Origin of the sequence: Pedobacter cryoconitis (assembly GCF_001590605.1) — a bacterium.
Lineage (GTDB): Bacteria > Bacteroidota > Bacteroidia > Sphingobacteriales > Sphingobacteriaceae > Pedobacter > Pedobacter cryoconitis_A.
Window position 1 is genome coordinate 1,598,583 of sequence record NZ_CP014504.1, and the last position, 15,741, is coordinate 1,614,323.

Consider the following 15,741-nt stretch of genomic DNA (forward strand, 5'->3'; position numbering starts at 1 on the left):
AGAATAATAATATGACTAACGATAACGCAAAACAAATATTTGCAGATTTTAATGAATTCTATGTAAAAGCTGTTGAACCTTTAAAAAAAGAGAATCCAATCTTTGTGAGATTAGATGGAAAAACTAAAGGAGATACCCGCGTAATTTTTGCATACTTTATGTATCAGGATAGAAAATGGAAAGTGAATGCTGATACGCATATCGACAGGCTTAAGATTGCTTTTGATCTTGGAGCTAAGGGCGATGATCCATTCGTCATTAAAATGCTGAGAGATAATAAAGGCGAATACCTGGCTATTAAAGGTCAGCCAGTAAGAAACAGTAAAATTTACATCTACGCGCAGGACGCAAAATAAATAACGCAAAAAGGCTGCTGATCTTTTGGGTTCACACCAATATGATAAGCAGCCTTTTTTAATACGGTATTATACTGTTTTCTTCAATTCAATTACCGTAATTTCCGGCCAGATACCTATTCTTCCTGAAAAGCCAAGGAAACCAAAACCGCGGTTAATATTTAATACCCTGCCATTTTCTGATTTAATACCTGCCCAATGTGCATAGCGATATTTAACAGGGCTCCATTTAATCCCAAATGCTTCCAGGCCAAACTGCATTCCATGGGTATGACCAGCAAGCGTTAAATGGATTTTATTGCTAAAGACTTTAACTTGCTCTTCCCAGTGACTCGGATCATGGGATAATAAGATTTTAAATTCGCTGTTGCCGGTTCCAGCCAGTGCTTTTGGTAAATCACCTCTTTCACCAAAACCAAGTCCCCAGTTTTCTACCCCCGCGAGTATGATGTGCTGTTCTTCTTTTTTAATTTCGACATGGTTGTCCAGCAATAAGTTAAAACCCAACTCCTGATGATAAGCTTTTAATTGCTGCAGGTTTTTCGCTTTTTCAAGGTCATTTTCCCATTTGATATAATCGCCATAATCATGGTTCCCTAAAATGGAGAATTGACCATATGGCGCTTTGATTTGCGAAAAATAGCTGATCCATGGTTTAATTTCTTCTGCTTTATTGTTTACCAGATCACCTGTGAAAACAAATAAATCAGCTTTTTGTGCATTGATTAAATTGATCCCCCGCTGTACGGCAGCTGGATTGTTGAAGCTCCCGGCATGCACGTCAGAGATTTGCGCAAGTTTAAACCCGTCAAATTTATCTGGCAGTTCGTCGAAATAAAGGACATGATTGATGACCTGATAATTGTATTTCCCGAAGATCATTCCGTAAATGAACAGGACAATTGTCAACAGGAACATCAGGAAAGATAAATCTACCCAATAAATATTTCTTCCTGTGCCGGTAAAAATACGAGGTACATCACCAGCGAACAGGAAAAGTGATACCACAACTTCGGCAGCAAAAAGTGTGAGTAACAAGTGACTGGAGACTTTGAAGAACAGATCCATGCCATGGGCACTCATTCTTCTGATCGCCAGAAAGAGCGCACCAATAGCTGCTATAATAAACAAGCAGAATAATGGGGTAGTGAGGCTGGATGTGCTTATAATTAATAAACCCGAAAGTACATACCAGTTTAGCAGGAAGATAAAAATGGCAAAAAGTACAAAAGGGAGGAGACTGATTTTTCTTTTCATAATATGCGATAAATATAAATAAATTCCTGGTCTCAGGCACCGAATGCTAAAATTGTCAAGCACATCTGGTAAAGTAGGTGAGCTTATTTTTTAGTAATCAAAAACTGTAAGTTTTTTCAGGAATGGACACCCAATACATAGCTTTACTCAAACTTAGAGGTGTTCAAGTTGTGCAACCTGGTAGTTTTTACCTAAATAATCAATCTTCAGATTATATCTGACTTGGTTATGGTTCTTTGAATAAGGAAAAATTAATTGAAGGATTAAAGGTCATGAGCTGTACTTTGTGAGCCTGTCAATTTTCTTCTGGAATTTAGCTGCGTAATTATTCCAGGCTGATTCATATTGCTTGTGATCATATAGTTTTTTGGCATAATCATAGACTTCCTGACGGAAATGAAAGCCCCAGATTTGTTCTATGTATTCAATTCCTGAGTCCAACGCTTTTAAAAGTACTGTAATTTTAGAAACGTTTGCTATCTCACAATATTTATCTAACCATAATCCACGTCCCAGTTTCACGTAGTCTATTAATAATTCTTCTGTGATGAATTGTTCAGGTACGTTATCCATTTCTGAGTCGTTGTAATGGATAATTTCTTTGATTAGTGTTTTATCCAGGTATACGGATGGGATAGAGGATATATTTGTTTCATGTTTTGCAGCTTTATAACAAAGATCTTTAGTAATCAGATGTGCTGGAATATATTTAAGATTAGTACCTTTCTTTTCTATTTCCTGCTCACAAATGCTTTGGGTTAAAAAGGTATCCGAAAAATAAGGGAAGCAAAAGGCTCCGTATTTTTCGCATACTTTTTTAAAGAAGTATGCTGTTTTAATGGCTTCTGGAATACGTTTTAAATTGCCCCAGTAGCTAACCGCTTTTTGTAACCAGTAAGCTTCATCTTTAGTTGGTAATTGAGTTGATGTACTGAGGACGTACTCGCCTTCATTCAGATCGAATATCAATTCTTCAAAGGTAGGGGTAGGATTGTCTAAGAGCTTTGTTAAGTTGGGAGAACATAACCAGTCTTCACCGGTTTCTTCATCTTCGTAACAGGCGTTTTCTAATGGGTATTCTCCGGTTTTATCATTGTAATAGAATAAATTGGCTTTGTAATTGTTCAAGTGGGTATAATGATCATTAATAATCAGTACTGGAGAGGTTATGGTTGCATCACATTTGAAATACCCATGGTTGTAATGACTGATGAAAACTTCTGCAATGGTAATGTCTTCTTTAATATATATCGTAGATCCACCAGCAACAAAACTTTGACAGGTTACCTGACCAGATACGTATAAAAATGCGCCATAATCACCTTCTTCATTAAGGATCGATCCTTTTACGGATAGGCTTCCAAAAATGATTATGCCTTCTACAATTTCATCAGATTGCTGAATTTGTAGACCAGGGAACTGTTTAATCCAGTTTTTATTATTGCTTTTCCAGCCCAGGTCAATATCCAGCCTTAAATGTTCTGGAAAATCAACATCACCATTGCTGACAATAAAAATAGCTTCCTCGTCAAATTCTTCTCCCTGAGAAGGAAAAATGCTCTCCCATGATTTAGCAAAGTGATCAATAGTCAGGAGTTCTTTGAATGTTGTAAAATGGAAGTTATTCATTTTCGAAAAGCACTTGTGGTTTATATTGCTGATTCTTTAATTGTATGGTCCAGCCATAGTTCATACCAGTTCAAAAAGGAAATTTTCCCGGTATTTTCAAGTTCTGCATATGAATAAATACCGCCATCATTGACACGGTCGTCTGTCCAGATGTTGCCTTTTTCTTCACCAGTGATAATCAGGCTGATCGTAATTCCACATCCATAATCTGAAATATTTAACCTGCCATAATCATTCTGTGGAAGATCAATCAGTGCTGATTTTTCTGCCAGCAGTTGTTCTTCCAATGCTTCATCTCCATTTTCATAAGCCTGCTCTATTTTTTCATCTATCTCAGCAAGTTCTTTTTCAACGTTCCAGCTTTCGGTATAGGGAAATGGCTTTGAAAGTTCAAAATAACTATGCTGAGCTAGCTCTGAATCATCGAAATACATGATCCTGCTGTCTATTAAAGTATTTAGGCCATGAAATGGGCCTGCTCCACCGTTTCCAAGTGTGGTTAAGAAAGTAACGTATTCTTGTGGTAAGCTTACCTGATACTCAGTCTCAAATTGATTGACCTGACTAAGTGTAAGCGGTGGATTTAATATATACTTATGATTTTTGGCACCAAACTGTTTAAATTCGGAATCAAGTTCTTTTAACTGACTCAGTTTGCTTTTAATCCTTTCTATTTGTTCATCCATTTCGTCTGTTTTACCTATCTATTCCGGCTTAAAGCTTTGTTTATATCCAGTCTTTAATATTATTTGCTATATCCTGAATATCATTCACAAGTTTACAAGTATGATATCCATCGGCGACTGCATGATTTACAAAAACTGAAAGGGGAATCAGCGTCTTTCCATTTCCAGTGTAGTACTTGCCAAACCTTTATTGTTTGATAGTAATAATCTAAGTAAGGCTTTCTGATCCAGGTTTCCAGATCTACAGGATTAAAAACGGCTTGCATATTTATCCAAACGTATCTATGATGGTTTTCTGATAGCGACTATTTCTTCAACTAGTTTAGGATAGCGTTTATGATATCCCGCACCGCTTTCGGTTTCTCTATTCATTTCTTCGGAATCATCATAATGTACTACATCAGGATATAATTCGGAAACCGCGTCTCTGATTTCTGATTCATCCTCATTATCGTGATTAATACCATAAGCTTCATCGGCTACATACAGTAACCCCTCTGCCCAGTCATTGCCAATACAAAAGTCAAAATCAGGTGATAAAAATGTATTGATATCTTTTTTTAATCCTTCGAAGAATTCTTTCCCTTTTAAAAGCAACCAGCATCTGAAGTAAATAAATCCATCGCCAGAAAAAGAATCTTCAAAGGTAATTACGCCATTTTTTGTTTCAAAATCATTATCCAGAATCACATAAAGCTCAGCAATTTCTGCGGTATAGAGTTCATGAAGTTTTTCCTGCATACATTTCTCAAATAAGATAAGCCGCTGTTTTCCGCTTTTGGAGAGTAATTCTACCAGATTCTCTATATGTTCGTCAGGATCATAATCTTGCCAGTTCGCGTTTCTATATTTATTTGATTTCCGGATAGATTCCCAAAAGAACAGCTCTGCTACTTCATCTTCTGAAAGTTCTTCTTTAACTGGAATATCGGCGTTATCATTCAGCTCCACATAACCTGATTTGGTTTTCTGTGCAATTAATTTAGCTGTTTCTGCCTCACATTCTGCCGCTGAGCTAAATTCTTTGAGCAGTTCACGACCTTTGGTTCCTACTTTACCATAGGTTATGGTTTGAGTGTTATTTTCTGAGGTTATATTCCAAAATTTATTAGAGTTATTGTCCTGGTTTATAAATCTTCTGGTCATAGCTTGTCAATTGGGGCTGTTGTAAATACTGGTCTAAAAAGACTATTTCTTTTTTTTAAATTCTTTCCATTGCTCGAATCGCTCATCAATCCTCGTTTTGAGTAAATCATAATTGTTCCATGAATTTTCAATTCTATATAAAGTATCCTGGTCAAGCAGGTTATTCACGACCCTGATATTGAGGAGCCGTGCATAATCGCCTAAATAATCCTTGTAGGCTTTAGCAAATTTTGTTCCGTCTTCATAGTATGCTTTAGCGAATTCATTACCCGTTTTATTCAGGTCATTGCTGGTTAATTTACCATCACAATTGCGCATTAGATATTCACTTCCTGTCAGTGTCCTGTTTTTTACATTTTGGATATCATCCTCAAAGTCTTCAAGTTGCTCTCCTGATAATAAGTTATTTTCGATGAACCAGGTCAGGAATATTCCAATATGCGTTGCGCCATTGATTTGCGGAAGGCCAGGAGGAAAATCACCACCATAATGCCAGGAAGCATCGTCGTATTTCTTCATAAATCTAATTACATTGCTTTATATGATATTGCTAATATATCAAATATAATATATTTCGATAAAGAGAATTGCGATGTGGATTGGAAAATGCAGTGTTGAATCAATATTGAGCAGTGATGACTTTTATAATTTCACTGGCATTTGCGTAGACTATGAAATGCCCGTCACCGTTAAATTAACAAACTATGGGTGTAGCAGCTATTTGCTTTTACAGTTATTCAATCTGATGAATTTATAGATATTCTTAATTTCAATAAAAGTTATGAATAAGATTTTTGATCTTATTCATAACTTAAAAAATTACATCCATTTTGAGGCAAAGCGATAAAACTCATGCCTCAGTTCATTGAAAAGTCTTTCTTCTGTCAGATAGTCTTCATGTAAATTGTGATTGTCTGAAATCGTGATTTTCTCTACTGAACCATCAAACTCGCTGATCTGATCTTTGATGTTGTTATTATTCTCGTGAATACTGCTTTTCAGCTCATCAATTGCATTATTATGGATGATAAATTCATTCTGAAAATGTTCAACTTGCACTGCTACCTCTTTATTGGTATTGTCGGCAAGGATCTCTTCCAGTCTTTCTTGCAAGATTCCAAGTTCCTGTGCATAAAAGTCCAGGCCCCTTAAGGAGTCGCTATGTAAATTCGTGATATGTTTAATACTTAGCTGTTTCATAGTACTAATATATCTATAATTACACCGCGGGTTTGTTAACTCAAAATAATCTTTCGTAAGCTGATTTGTAGCTGACACTCAACAGTTAAAGCAATAGCGAAAATAGGGAAAGGGTAAAAATGAAAAATCCGGCGATATACTGCCGGACTTTTACTATTTGGGTGTGTTGTTGCATTCTATGTGGTGTGTTGTTAGATCGCAGGCCTATTATTGTTTGTGTTATTTTATATTACACTTATGACTGTAGAACAGTGAGTTGGTTTAATTTGATATTAAAATTAATTATTGAAAGATTAAATCATTTGTTCCTTGAAAAAGACAATATGTCGTGGAAAAGGGTATTTTAATGAACAACAGTTGTTTAAACCTAATCATGTTTACATTATTTAACTACAAGATGAACAAAAGTAACATAAATTTAATTTGTTTTCTCATTAAAGGTTAATTACATTTGAGTATGGATATATTTAACAGAGAAAAATACGACCTTGTATTTAGTAGCGGTTTAGAAGCCAACAATGCCGTAAAAGACGGTGAGTCGCGAACAGTAATGAATAAGTACATCGCATTTTGTGAAAAATTAATAACTGAGAATCCTGATACAAAAGTGGATGATCTTTGTGATTCTGCAGTTACCGGATTTCGTTATTTAAAGAAATATGGAGAAATCCCTGCGGTAAATACACTATAATTCACAAATCATCATTGGTTTTTCATTTATATTTTGATCTTTGGCAGCAAATCAAAAATAATGAATAAAGCAATTTTTTTAGACCGTGATGGGGTCCTTAATCATGAGCGGAATGATTACATCTGCCGGGTAGAAGATTTTGAAGTACTGGAATATCAGATTCCTCCTTTAAAAAGATTATTTGACGAAGGTTATCTTTTAGTAATCATTACCAACCAGGGAGGAATTGCCCTGCAGCGTTATACGGAAGATACATTGGCAGAAATGCACGAAATATTGTTCAACAAGTTTGAAGAGTTGGGCGCTGAGATTATTCATGCTTATTATTGCCCGCATCACCCAACCGTAAATGGGGAGTGTGAATGCCGCAAGCCTAAGTCTGGAATGTTACTTGAAGCTATTGCAGAATATAATATTGATCCCGCATTGTCAGTCATGATTGGTGATAAACCAAGAGATGTGGAAGCTGCAAACGGAGCAGGGGTGAAGGGTATATTGATTGAACCTGATGAACAGATTGATTATGAAAAAGTAAAGGCTGTTTTGGAGGGGGAATAGGGGTTTAGGGGCTTCTACCTTTACTAGTTACTGCTTACTGCTTGCTGCTAGGGGTTCTATAATTATAAAAGAAAAAGGCAAAAATGCCGCCTCTTAAATGAAGCGGCATTTTTGCCTTTCTTTATTTCTTTTTATATATTAAACGACAACTTATGCCTTAGCTTCAGCTGCTTTTTTGTGATCAGCAAGGAATGTAGCTAATCCGCTGTCAGTTAATGGGTGTTTTAATAAACCTAAAATAGCTGACAATGGGCCAGTCATTACATCTGCACCTAATTTAGCACAGTTGATAATGTGTAATGGTCCACGGATAGAAGCAGCAAGAATTTCAGTTGCATAACCGTAGTTATCAAAAATTAAACGGATATCTTCGATTAATTGTAAACCGTCAGTACCTATATCATCTAAACGGCCAAGGAAGGGAGATACGTAAGTAGCACCTGCTTTAGCAGCTAATAAAGCTTGTCCTGAGGAGAAAATCAATGTACAGTTTGTTCTGATCCCTTTTGAAGAGAAATATTTGATGGCTTTAACACCGTCTTTAATCATCGGAACTTTAACTACGATTTTTGGATCAAGTTTAGCTAAAGCTTCGCCTTCTTTAATAATATTTTCAAAATCTGTAGAGATAACTTCAGCACTCACGTCTCCGTCAACGATCGCACAAATTGCTTTGTAATGATCGATAACGTTCTGATCGCCTGAAATACCTTCTTTAGCCATAAGGCTCGGATTGGTCGTTACACCATCTAATACACCAAGATCTTGTGCTTCTTTGATTTGCTCAAGATTAGCTGTGTCAATGAAAAATTTCATGATTTATATGATTTAAGGAAAAATAAACTATGGATAAATTTAGCGTATGCTTTGGACGGAAGATTGTGCAATGAAAGCATAGTCAATCTGCTAAAAAATAAAAAATGGGCAAGCAACCTTTATCGCACCGCTACAACCTTCTACCCTTGCTTCGTTCCCGCCCTGGGGGAGTTCAAAGGGAGCTGATCGTAAAGGACTTGCCCACTGCAAATGTAGCAAAAGAGTTCAGTCTACAAAAACGAAATCAAGAAATAATTGATGTTTTTTATTGAAAAACTGATAATAGATTGAATTTTAAGGGATTGTATTTGAATAAAAATTTCATTTATATCCATATTTAGTGAAATAACCTTGAAAATTGGGCTGAGAACCTAAATTTCCGCTCTTTTTCCCGCTAACAAACGGAATAAACAGGAAGGTTTTGTCTGAAAACTGATGATTACTAATCAGATTAAGCGCACTAATGCAAAATAATTCTAAATAACACGTTTATTAACTTGGTAATAATTATATCTTTTTATTGCCAAGTTCGTAAACTAACCAGCTTCAAATTATGCTGTTATTTATTTTTCGCAAAAAAAATGTCAAAATGGCAATTATTCCGTTAAATTATTATCTTAGTGTTTCGAATACATTAAGATATGGAACAAATAGAAGAAAATCAGGGCTTATACAATTCAAGCTTTGAGCATGATGCTTGCGGTATTGGTTTTGTTGCCCACGTAAAGGGAAGGAAGTCACAACAAATAATTTCAGATGCTATTACAATCTTAGAAAATCTCGACCATCGGGGTGCATGCGGTGCTGAAATTAATACTGGTGATGGTGCCGGGATTATGATACAGGTTCCACATGAGTTTTTATATGACGAGTGCCTTAAAATTGGATTTAGCTTAAATCAATCTGGCGACTATGGCGTTGGGATGTTATTTCTCCCAAAGGATGTGAGAGCGCGCGAGGAATGCCGGGAAGTGATTTACCGTGCTGCCGAAAAATTAGACCTGGAAGTATTAGGGTTTAGAAAAGTAAATACCAATACAGAAGGTATTGGAGATATGGCTTTATCTGTAGAGCCTGAAATGGAGCAAGTATTTGTAGCGAGACCTGACCAGATCGCTGCCGGTGCTGACTTTGAACGTAAACTATATGTATTCAAAAATTACCTGACTAAAACTATTCTGAATACAGTTAAAGGAATTAAAGCTGATTTTTATATCGCTTCTTTTTCTTCTCGTACTATAGTTTACAAAGGTCAGCTGACTTCCATGCAGGTTCGCACTTATTTTACAGAGTTAAGCGACAAAAGAGTTGTTTCTGCGTTTGGCTTAGTCCATTCAAGATTTGCAACGAACACTTTTCCTTCGTGGAGATTGGCACAACCTTTCCGTTACATTGCCCACAATGGTGAAATCAATACTTTACAAGGCAATTTAAACTGGTTCCGTGCCAGTGTAAAATCTTTCGCCTCTAGTTATTTTACTGCCGAAGAATTAAACATTCTGTTACCAGTAATTGATGAGACACAATCTGACTCTGGTTGTTTGGATAATATTATCGAGTTATTACTGCATGCGGGCCGTTCTCTGCCACATGTATTAATGATGCTGATCCCTGAGGCTTGGGATGGAAATGACGACATGGATGAGCTTAAACAGGCTTTTTATAAATTCCATGCAACTCTGATGGAGCCTTGGGATGGGCCTGCAGCCATTGCATTTACAGATGGTAATTTAATTGGGGCAACTTTAGATAGAAATGGATTAAGACCGTCAAGATATGCGATCACTAAAGATGACCGCGTAATTATGGCTTCTGAGTCGGGTGTATTGGCTTTAGATCAAAGCCAGATCATTGAAAAAGGAAGGTTGACACCAGGAAAAATGTTCGTGGTAGATATGGAGCAGGGCAGGATTATCAGTGATGATGAAATCAAAACTGAGGTTTGCAGCCGCCGTCCTTATGCGGATTGGTTAAATCAATACCAGATCCGTTTAGAGGAATTATCTGATCCAAGAGTGGTATTTACAGGTTTATCTCAAGAGTCTATATTTAAATATCACCAGGTATTTGGTTATAGCAGAGAAGATATTGATCTGATCTTAAAGCCAATGGCTATTGAGGCGAAAGAACCGATAGGATCGATGGGTACTGATATTCCTTTAGCTGTTTTATCACAGAAACCACAGCACTTGTCTTCTTACTTTAAACAATTGTTTGCACAGGTAACGAATCCACCGATTGACCCGATCAGGGAAAAAGTGGTCATGAGCCTTGCCGGGTTTATGGGTAATAATGGTAATTTATTAGAGGAACATGCCATGCAATGCCATTGTGTGGGTATTAAACATCCGATATTAACGAATCTGGAGTTAGAGAAAGTAAGAAGTATTGATACTGGGGTATTCCAGTCTAAGACACTACAAACTTATTTCAGGGCGGATGGTAAACCAGGTTCTCTGGCTAAGGGCTTAGAGCGTTTATGCCGTTATGCGGTTGATGCGGTTGAAGATGGTTTCCAGGTGATTGTTTTATCTGATCGTGCATTGGATTCAGAACATGCTGCAATTCCTTCACTGATGGCTGTATCTGCGGTGCATCACCATTTGATCCGTAAGGGGCATCGTGGCGCTGTAGGTATTGTGGTTGAGGCTGGGGATGTTTGGGAAGTTCACCATTTTGCTTGTTTAATTGGCTTTGGTGCAACTGCTGTCAATCCTTATCTGGCTTTGGAAACGATTTCAGGCTTTGACCAGGAAAGTGATCTTAAACCAGAAAAACTAATTCAGAATTATATATATGCTGTGAATAGTGGTTTGTTGAAGATTTTCTCAAAAATGGGGATTTCAACATTACAATCTTACCATGGTGCACAGATATTTGAGATATTAGGTATCCACAAAAGTGTAGTTGATAGCTATTTCAGCGGCGCTGTATCAAGAATCGGTGGATTAGGATTGGATGATATTGCCAGAGAGGCTTTGATTAAACATAGCCGTGTATTTGGTAAATCTACGCGTCCTGATATGTTGCTGCCTACTGGTGGAAATTATAAATGGAGAAGAAAAGGGGAGCAGCATTTGTTTAATCCGCAGACGATCCATTTATTACAGAATGCAACCCGTAAAAATGATTATAATGTTTATAAGCAGTATAGTAAACTGGTTAATGAGCAAACTAAGCAGGCCTATACGATCCGCGGTTTATTTGAATTCAACTATAACCGTGCGCCTGTTTCATTGACTGAGGTTGAACCTGTTGAAGCTATATTAAAACGTTTTGCTACCGGAGCGATGTCTTTTGGATCTATTTCTCATGAAGCACACTCCACTTTAGCGATTGCGATGAACCGCATTGGCGGAAAGAGTAATACTGGTGAAGGTGGCGAGGATGAATTAAGGTATGAAGTCTTGCCAAATGGTGATTCTATGCGTTCTGCGATCAAGCAGATTGCTTCGGCAAGGTTTGGGGTAACCAGTAATTACCTGACTAATGCAGATGAATTACAAATTAAAATGGCCCAGGGAGCGAAACCTGGTGAAGGTGGTCAATTACCTGGTCATAAGGTGGATGACTGGATTGCAAAAGTCCGTCATGCGACACCTGGTGTAGGTTTGATTTCTCCGCCTCCGCACCATGATATTTATTCTATTGAAGATTTAGCGCAATTGATTTTTGACCTTAAGAATGCCAACAGAGCGGCAAGGATCAATGTTAAATTGGTTTCTAAAGCTGGCGTAGGTACTATTGCAGCTGGGGTGGCGAAAGCACATGCTGATGTGATCCTGGTTTCTGGTTTTGATGGTGGTACAGGGGCTTCACCGCTTACTTCTATACAGCATGCTGGTTTACCTTGGGAATTGGGTTTGGCTGAAGCGCATCAGACTTTAGTTAAAAACCGCTTGCGCAGCAGGGTTGTTTTACAGACTGATGGTCAGTTAAAAACGGGTAAAGATATTGCTATAGCGACTTTATTAGGTGCAGAAGAATGGGGGGTAGCTACGGCTGCTTTAGTAACTTCGGGTTGTATTATGATGAGAAAGTGTCATTTAAATACTTGTCCGGTTGGGGTTGCTACACAGGATCCTGATTTGAGAAAACTGTTTACGGGTGATGCTGATCATGTGGTTAATCTTTTCCACTTCCTGGCTGAAGAGCTTCGGGAAACTATGGCTGAATTAGGTTTCAGAACTGTGGAAGAAATGGTTGGTCAGGCTGATGCTTTGAGTTTACGTGCGATTGATGATGCTGACTGGAAATTAAAGAATCTTGATCTTTCTGCAATTTTATATAAGGCACCTGACAATGGTTTGAGTTTATTCCAAACTGAATCACAAGATCATGGAATCAGCAATGTACTGGATCATGAACTGATTGCAGCTTCTCAACCTGCTTTATTAAATAAAGAACCTGTTTTCAAAGAGTTTGAGGTTAAAAATACGGACCGCGCATTGGGTACCATGTTATCAAATGAAGTGTCTAAAATTTATAAAGGAGTAGGATTGCCTCCTGATACGATCAATTTTAAATTCCATGGTTCTGCGGGGCAGAGTTTTGGTGCTTTTGCGGCAAGAGGAATCTCGCTTGAATTAGAAGGGGAAGGAAATGATTATGTAGGTAAGGGGCTATCGGGAGCACGTTTATCGATCTATCCGTTCCGTGAAGTAACCTATGTGCCAGAACAGAATATCATTATTGGTAATGTGGCTTTATATGGTGCGACTTCTGGCGAACTGTTTGTCAGAGGTCTGGCCGGTGAACGTTTTGCCGTTAGAAATTCTGGAGCTACAGCTGTAGTGGAAGGTTTAGGAGATCATGGTTGTGAGTATATGACTGGTGGTGAGGTACTTGTTCTTGGAAATACGGGCAGCAATTTTGCAGCTGGTATGAGCGGAGGGGTAGCCTGGATTTACGATGTGAATGGAGATTTTCCTAACAAATGCAATAAGGAAATGGTAGATCTTGATCCTTTAAATGAGGAAGATGAATTGCGGATTAACAGTTTGTTAAGAAAACATATCCAATTGACAAAAAGCAGATTAGCTGAATTCATATTAAGTGATTGGGCAACACAATCTGCGCATTTTGTTAAAGTATTCCCTAAAGAGTACAAAGCGGTTTTATTGAAAAGAAGTAATAAAGTTAAGACATCATAATTATGGGAAAAGTAACCGGATTTTTAGAGTATGAGAGAACTGCTCCTGTAAAGCAAGATGCAAAAGAGCGTTTAAAACATTATAATGAATTTGTTGTCGCGTTTGAGCAGGATCAGGTCAAACAAGAGGCTGCACGTTGTATGGATTGCGGCGTACCATTTTGTCAGTCGGGTTGTCCGCTGGGAAATGTAATCCCTGAGTTTAACGAAGCAGTATATAAAGCGGAGTGGGAGATAGCAGCCAATATTTTATTGAGTACCAATAATTTCCCTGAGTTTACGGGAAGGATTTGTCCTGCGCCTTGCGAGTCTGCTTGTGTATTGGGAATTAACAAATCTCCTGTTTCTATTGAAGATATAGAAAAACATATTATTGAAATTGCTTTCAATAAGGGATATATTAAAGCAGAACCGCCATTGATCCGCAGCGGTAAAAAAGTAGCGGTAATTGGTTCTGGCCCTGCTGGTTTAGCAGCTGCTGCACAATTGAATAAAGCCGGACATGAAGTGGTCGTTTATGAACGTGACGACACTCCTGGTGGTTTATTAAATTATGGTATTCCTGATTTTAAATTACAGAAGGACGTTGTGACCAGAAGGATCAGCCTGATGGAGAAGGAGGGAATTGAGTTCAAGTGTAATGCCAATGTTGGTGTGAATGTTGAGCTGAATACTTTGCTGAGAGAGTATCAGTCAATTGTTTTGGCTGGTGGTTCTACTATCCCGCGTGATTTGAACGTGACTGGCAGATCGGCTAAAGGAGTTCATTATGCTATGGATTTCTTAAAGCAACAAAATAAAAGAGTACGTAATTTCAGTATTGATCAGGAGCAGATCCTGGCTACCGGAAAGGATGTGATTGTAATTGGTGGTGGTGATACAGGTTCTGATTGTATCGGAACTTCAAATCGCCAGGGGGCAAAGTCTGTAACTCAGTTTGAGATTATGCCTATGCCTGCTCAGAGCCGTACCGAGAATATGCCATGGCCTTCTTATCCGATGTTATTGAAAGTAACCAGTTCTCATGAGGAAGGTTGCAACAGAGCATGGGGGGTAAATACAAAGGCTTTTATTGCGGATGAAAATGGCGCATTGAAGGCTTTGCAGGTTGTAGATGTGGAATGGGAAATTGATGCAGTCGGACGTCCTGTAAATTTTAAAGAAATTGAGGGTACAGTACGTGAGTTACCTTGTCAGCTGGTTTTATTGGCAATGGGTTTCTTATATCCTCAGAAAGAAGGACTGCTGGAGAAATTAGGCGTTGAGCTGGATAACAGAGGCAATGTAAAAGCTGAAGAAGGTAAGTATCAAACCAATATCGCCAAGATTTTTACGGCTGGTGATATGAGAAGAGGACAATCTCTAGTAGTTTGGGCAATATCAGAGGGTAGAGAAGCGGCAAGAAAAGTCGATGAGTACCTGATGGGATCAAGCAGATTACCTACTAAGGACGGTATTCCTTACGCATAATATTTAACCTGAGAATTTAAGATCAACTTAAACTAAATAATAAACCAAGGACAAAACAATAATAACTATTACTAACCAAAACGAAGAGCCGTTCCATATTCATGGGCGGCTTTTTAATTGTAATTAAATTAATAGGTTAATGATTAATCTTTATTTCTATATTAGTGTACTGGTGATTATTTTATTCTCTATTTAATGTTATGAAAAGAAATTACGCACTCCTCTTATTATTACTGCTTACAGCTATAACCGTCTTCATTTCCTGTAAGAAAAGTATAGATCATAAAAATGATTATGACCGGAGTCATGACTCCTGGATGAGCTTCAAAAAGTCATCCAATAATTCTTATAGCTATAAGGTCAGCTCAGGATCATGGACTGGTACTAGTTCTGAAACTGTGATTACTGTAAAAGATGGTAAAGTCACTAATCGCTCTTATGTATACAAAATACCCGGAGAAAAACCAGTTTCTCAGCCTATTGTAAAGGAAGAATGGCAGGAAGAGCAGGTCAAACTGAATACACATTCTGCTGGCGCAGCTACTTTAACTTTGGATGATGTTTATCAGAAAGCAAAGACTGAATGGTTATTAAAAAGAAAAGATGCTGAAACTTATTTTGAAGCGAACAATAATGGAATGATTTCTACCTGCGGATATGTGAATAACGGCTGTCAGGATGATTGTTTTAACGGAATCAAGATTGTCTCCATCTTAAAATCAAATTAAACAGCTAAGATTATAACTTAATCAGCAGTTCACCAATTTTGGTGAACTGCTG

13 protein-coding genes, 1 other RNA gene and 1 pseudogene are annotated in these 15,741 nt (G+C 37.7%); 6 read left to right on the forward strand and 9 right to left on the reverse strand.

Features of this window, described 5'->3' with window-relative positions; all coding sequences use genetic code 11:
- Window positions 1–11: 11 nt before the first annotated feature.
- A complete protein-coding gene (locus AY601_RS06800) occupies window positions 12–356 on the forward strand; it encodes a hypothetical protein (protein ID WP_068398313.1) in 345 nt (114 codons plus the stop codon).
- A 69-nt stretch (window positions 357–425) separates the two neighbouring features.
- Here the strand turns inward: AY601_RS06800 and AY601_RS06805 are convergent, their stop codons facing one another.
- The 7 genes and pseudogenes from AY601_RS06805 to AY601_RS06830 form a co-directional block, all read right to left on the reverse strand.
- A complete protein-coding gene (locus AY601_RS06805) occupies window positions 426–1,613 on the reverse strand; it encodes a metallophosphoesterase (RefSeq protein ID WP_068398316.1) in 1,188 nt (395 codons plus the stop codon).
- A 270-nt stretch (window positions 1,614–1,883) separates the two neighbouring features.
- Window positions 1,884–3,242: a hypothetical protein gene (locus tag AY601_RS06810; protein WP_068398319.1), complete on the reverse strand. Its 1,359-nt coding sequence runs from the start codon at window positions 3,240–3,242 to the stop codon at window positions 1,884–1,886.
- 20 nt (window positions 3,243–3,262) lie between these two features.
- On the reverse strand, window positions 3,263–3,928 hold the full coding sequence (locus AY601_RS06815; protein WP_068398323.1) for an SMI1/KNR4 family protein: 666 nt from the start codon (window positions 3,926–3,928) through the stop codon (window positions 3,263–3,265).
- 40 nt (window positions 3,929–3,968) lie between these two features.
- Window positions 3,969–4,097, reverse strand: a pseudogene (locus AY601_RS26320) (CatA-like O-acetyltransferase); the annotation flags it as partial.
- Between the two features lie 113 nt (window positions 4,098–4,210).
- A complete protein-coding gene (locus tag AY601_RS06820; RefSeq protein ID WP_068398326.1) occupies window positions 4,211–5,074 on the reverse strand; it encodes a WGR domain-containing protein in 864 nt (287 codons plus the stop codon).
- A 42-nt stretch (window positions 5,075–5,116) separates the two neighbouring features.
- Window positions 5,117–5,593 carry a hypothetical protein gene (locus AY601_RS06825; RefSeq protein WP_068398329.1) on the reverse strand — a complete coding sequence of 159 codons (477 nt, stop codon included), beginning with the start codon at window positions 5,591–5,593 and terminating at the stop codon, window positions 5,117–5,119.
- 300 nt (window positions 5,594–5,893) lie between these two features.
- Complete coding sequence (locus AY601_RS06830) at window positions 5,894–6,274, reverse strand: hypothetical protein (protein WP_068398332.1); 381 nt, start codon at window positions 6,272–6,274, stop codon at window positions 5,894–5,896.
- A 457-nt stretch (window positions 6,275–6,731) separates the two neighbouring features.
- Here AY601_RS06830 and AY601_RS06835 point away from each other — a divergent pair, with 457 nt between their 5' ends.
- Both AY601_RS06835 and AY601_RS06840 read left to right on the forward strand, forming a co-directional pair.
- Window positions 6,732–6,965 carry a hypothetical protein gene (locus tag AY601_RS06835; protein WP_068398335.1) on the forward strand — a complete coding sequence of 78 codons (234 nt, stop codon included), beginning with the start codon at window positions 6,732–6,734 and terminating at the stop codon, window positions 6,963–6,965.
- Window positions 6,966–7,025: 60 nt separating this feature from the next.
- Complete coding sequence (locus tag AY601_RS06840) at window positions 7,026–7,523, forward strand: D-glycero-alpha-D-manno-heptose-1,7-bisphosphate 7-phosphatase (RefSeq protein WP_068398338.1); 498 nt, start codon at window positions 7,026–7,028, stop codon at window positions 7,521–7,523.
- A 150-nt stretch (window positions 7,524–7,673) separates the two neighbouring features.
- On the opposite strand, the gene fsa is transcribed toward AY601_RS06840, so the two are convergent.
- A complete protein-coding gene (gene fsa, locus AY601_RS06845) occupies window positions 7,674–8,339 on the reverse strand; it encodes a fructose-6-phosphate aldolase (RefSeq protein WP_068398341.1) in 666 nt (221 codons plus the stop codon).
- A 103-nt stretch (window positions 8,340–8,442) separates the two neighbouring features.
- Window positions 8,443–8,542, reverse strand: an RNA gene (ffs, locus tag AY601_RS06850) — signal recognition particle sRNA small type.
- Window positions 8,543–8,980: 438 nt separating this feature from the next.
- Here ffs and gltB point away from each other — a divergent pair.
- The 3 genes from gltB (at window position 8,981) to AY601_RS06865 (ending at window position 15,689) form a co-directional block, all read left to right on the forward strand.
- Window positions 8,981–13,492: a glutamate synthase large subunit gene (gene gltB / locus AY601_RS06855; RefSeq protein WP_068398344.1), complete on the forward strand. Its 4,512-nt coding sequence runs from the start codon at window positions 8,981–8,983 to the stop codon at window positions 13,490–13,492.
- A gap of 2 nt (window positions 13,493–13,494) precedes the next feature.
- Complete coding sequence (locus AY601_RS06860) at window positions 13,495–14,961, forward strand: glutamate synthase subunit beta (RefSeq protein WP_068398347.1); 1,467 nt, start codon at window positions 13,495–13,497, stop codon at window positions 14,959–14,961.
- A gap of 200 nt (window positions 14,962–15,161) precedes the next feature.
- Window positions 15,162–15,689 carry a hypothetical protein gene (locus AY601_RS06865; RefSeq protein WP_068398350.1) on the forward strand — a complete coding sequence of 176 codons (528 nt, stop codon included), beginning with the start codon at window positions 15,162–15,164 and terminating at the stop codon, window positions 15,687–15,689.
- Window positions 15,690–15,741 lie beyond the last annotated feature (52 nt).

Excerpts from the sequence above, each read along its gene's own strand:
- AY601_RS06800 (WP_068398313.1), top strand. The coding sequence starts at position 12 with ATGACTAACGATAACGCAAAACAAATATTTGCAGATTTTAATGAATTC.
- AY601_RS06805 (WP_068398316.1), bottom strand. The coding sequence starts at position 1,613 with ATGAAAAGAAAAATCAGTCTCCTCCCTTTTGTACTTTTTGCCATTTTT.
- AY601_RS06810 (WP_068398319.1), bottom strand. The coding sequence starts at position 3,242 with ATGAATAACTTCCATTTTACAACATTCAAAGAACTCCTGACTATTGAT.
- AY601_RS06815 (WP_068398323.1), bottom strand. The coding sequence starts at position 3,928 with ATGGATGAACAAATAGAAAGGATTAAAAGCAAACTGAGTCAGTTAAAA.
- AY601_RS06820 (WP_068398326.1), bottom strand. The coding sequence starts at position 5,074 with ATGACCAGAAGATTTATAAACCAGGACAATAACTCTAATAAATTTTGG.
- AY601_RS06825 (WP_068398329.1), bottom strand. The coding sequence starts at position 5,593 with ATGAAGAAATACGACGATGCTTCCTGGCATTATGGTGGTGATTTTCCT.
- AY601_RS06830 (WP_068398332.1), bottom strand. The coding sequence starts at position 6,274 with ATGAAACAGCTAAGTATTAAACATATCACGAATTTACATAGCGACTCC.
- AY601_RS06835 (WP_068398335.1), top strand. The coding sequence starts at position 6,732 with ATGGATATATTTAACAGAGAAAAATACGACCTTGTATTTAGTAGCGGT.
- AY601_RS06840 (WP_068398338.1), top strand. The coding sequence starts at position 7,026 with ATGAATAAAGCAATTTTTTTAGACCGTGATGGGGTCCTTAATCATGAG.
- fsa (WP_068398341.1), bottom strand. The coding sequence starts at position 8,339 with ATGAAATTTTTCATTGACACAGCTAATCTTGAGCAAATCAAAGAAGCA.
- gltB (WP_068398344.1), top strand. The coding sequence starts at position 8,981 with ATGGAACAAATAGAAGAAAATCAGGGCTTATACAATTCAAGCTTTGAG.
- AY601_RS06860 (WP_068398347.1), top strand. The coding sequence starts at position 13,495 with ATGGGAAAAGTAACCGGATTTTTAGAGTATGAGAGAACTGCTCCTGTA.
- AY601_RS06865 (WP_068398350.1), top strand. The coding sequence starts at position 15,162 with ATGAAAAGAAATTACGCACTCCTCTTATTATTACTGCTTACAGCTATA.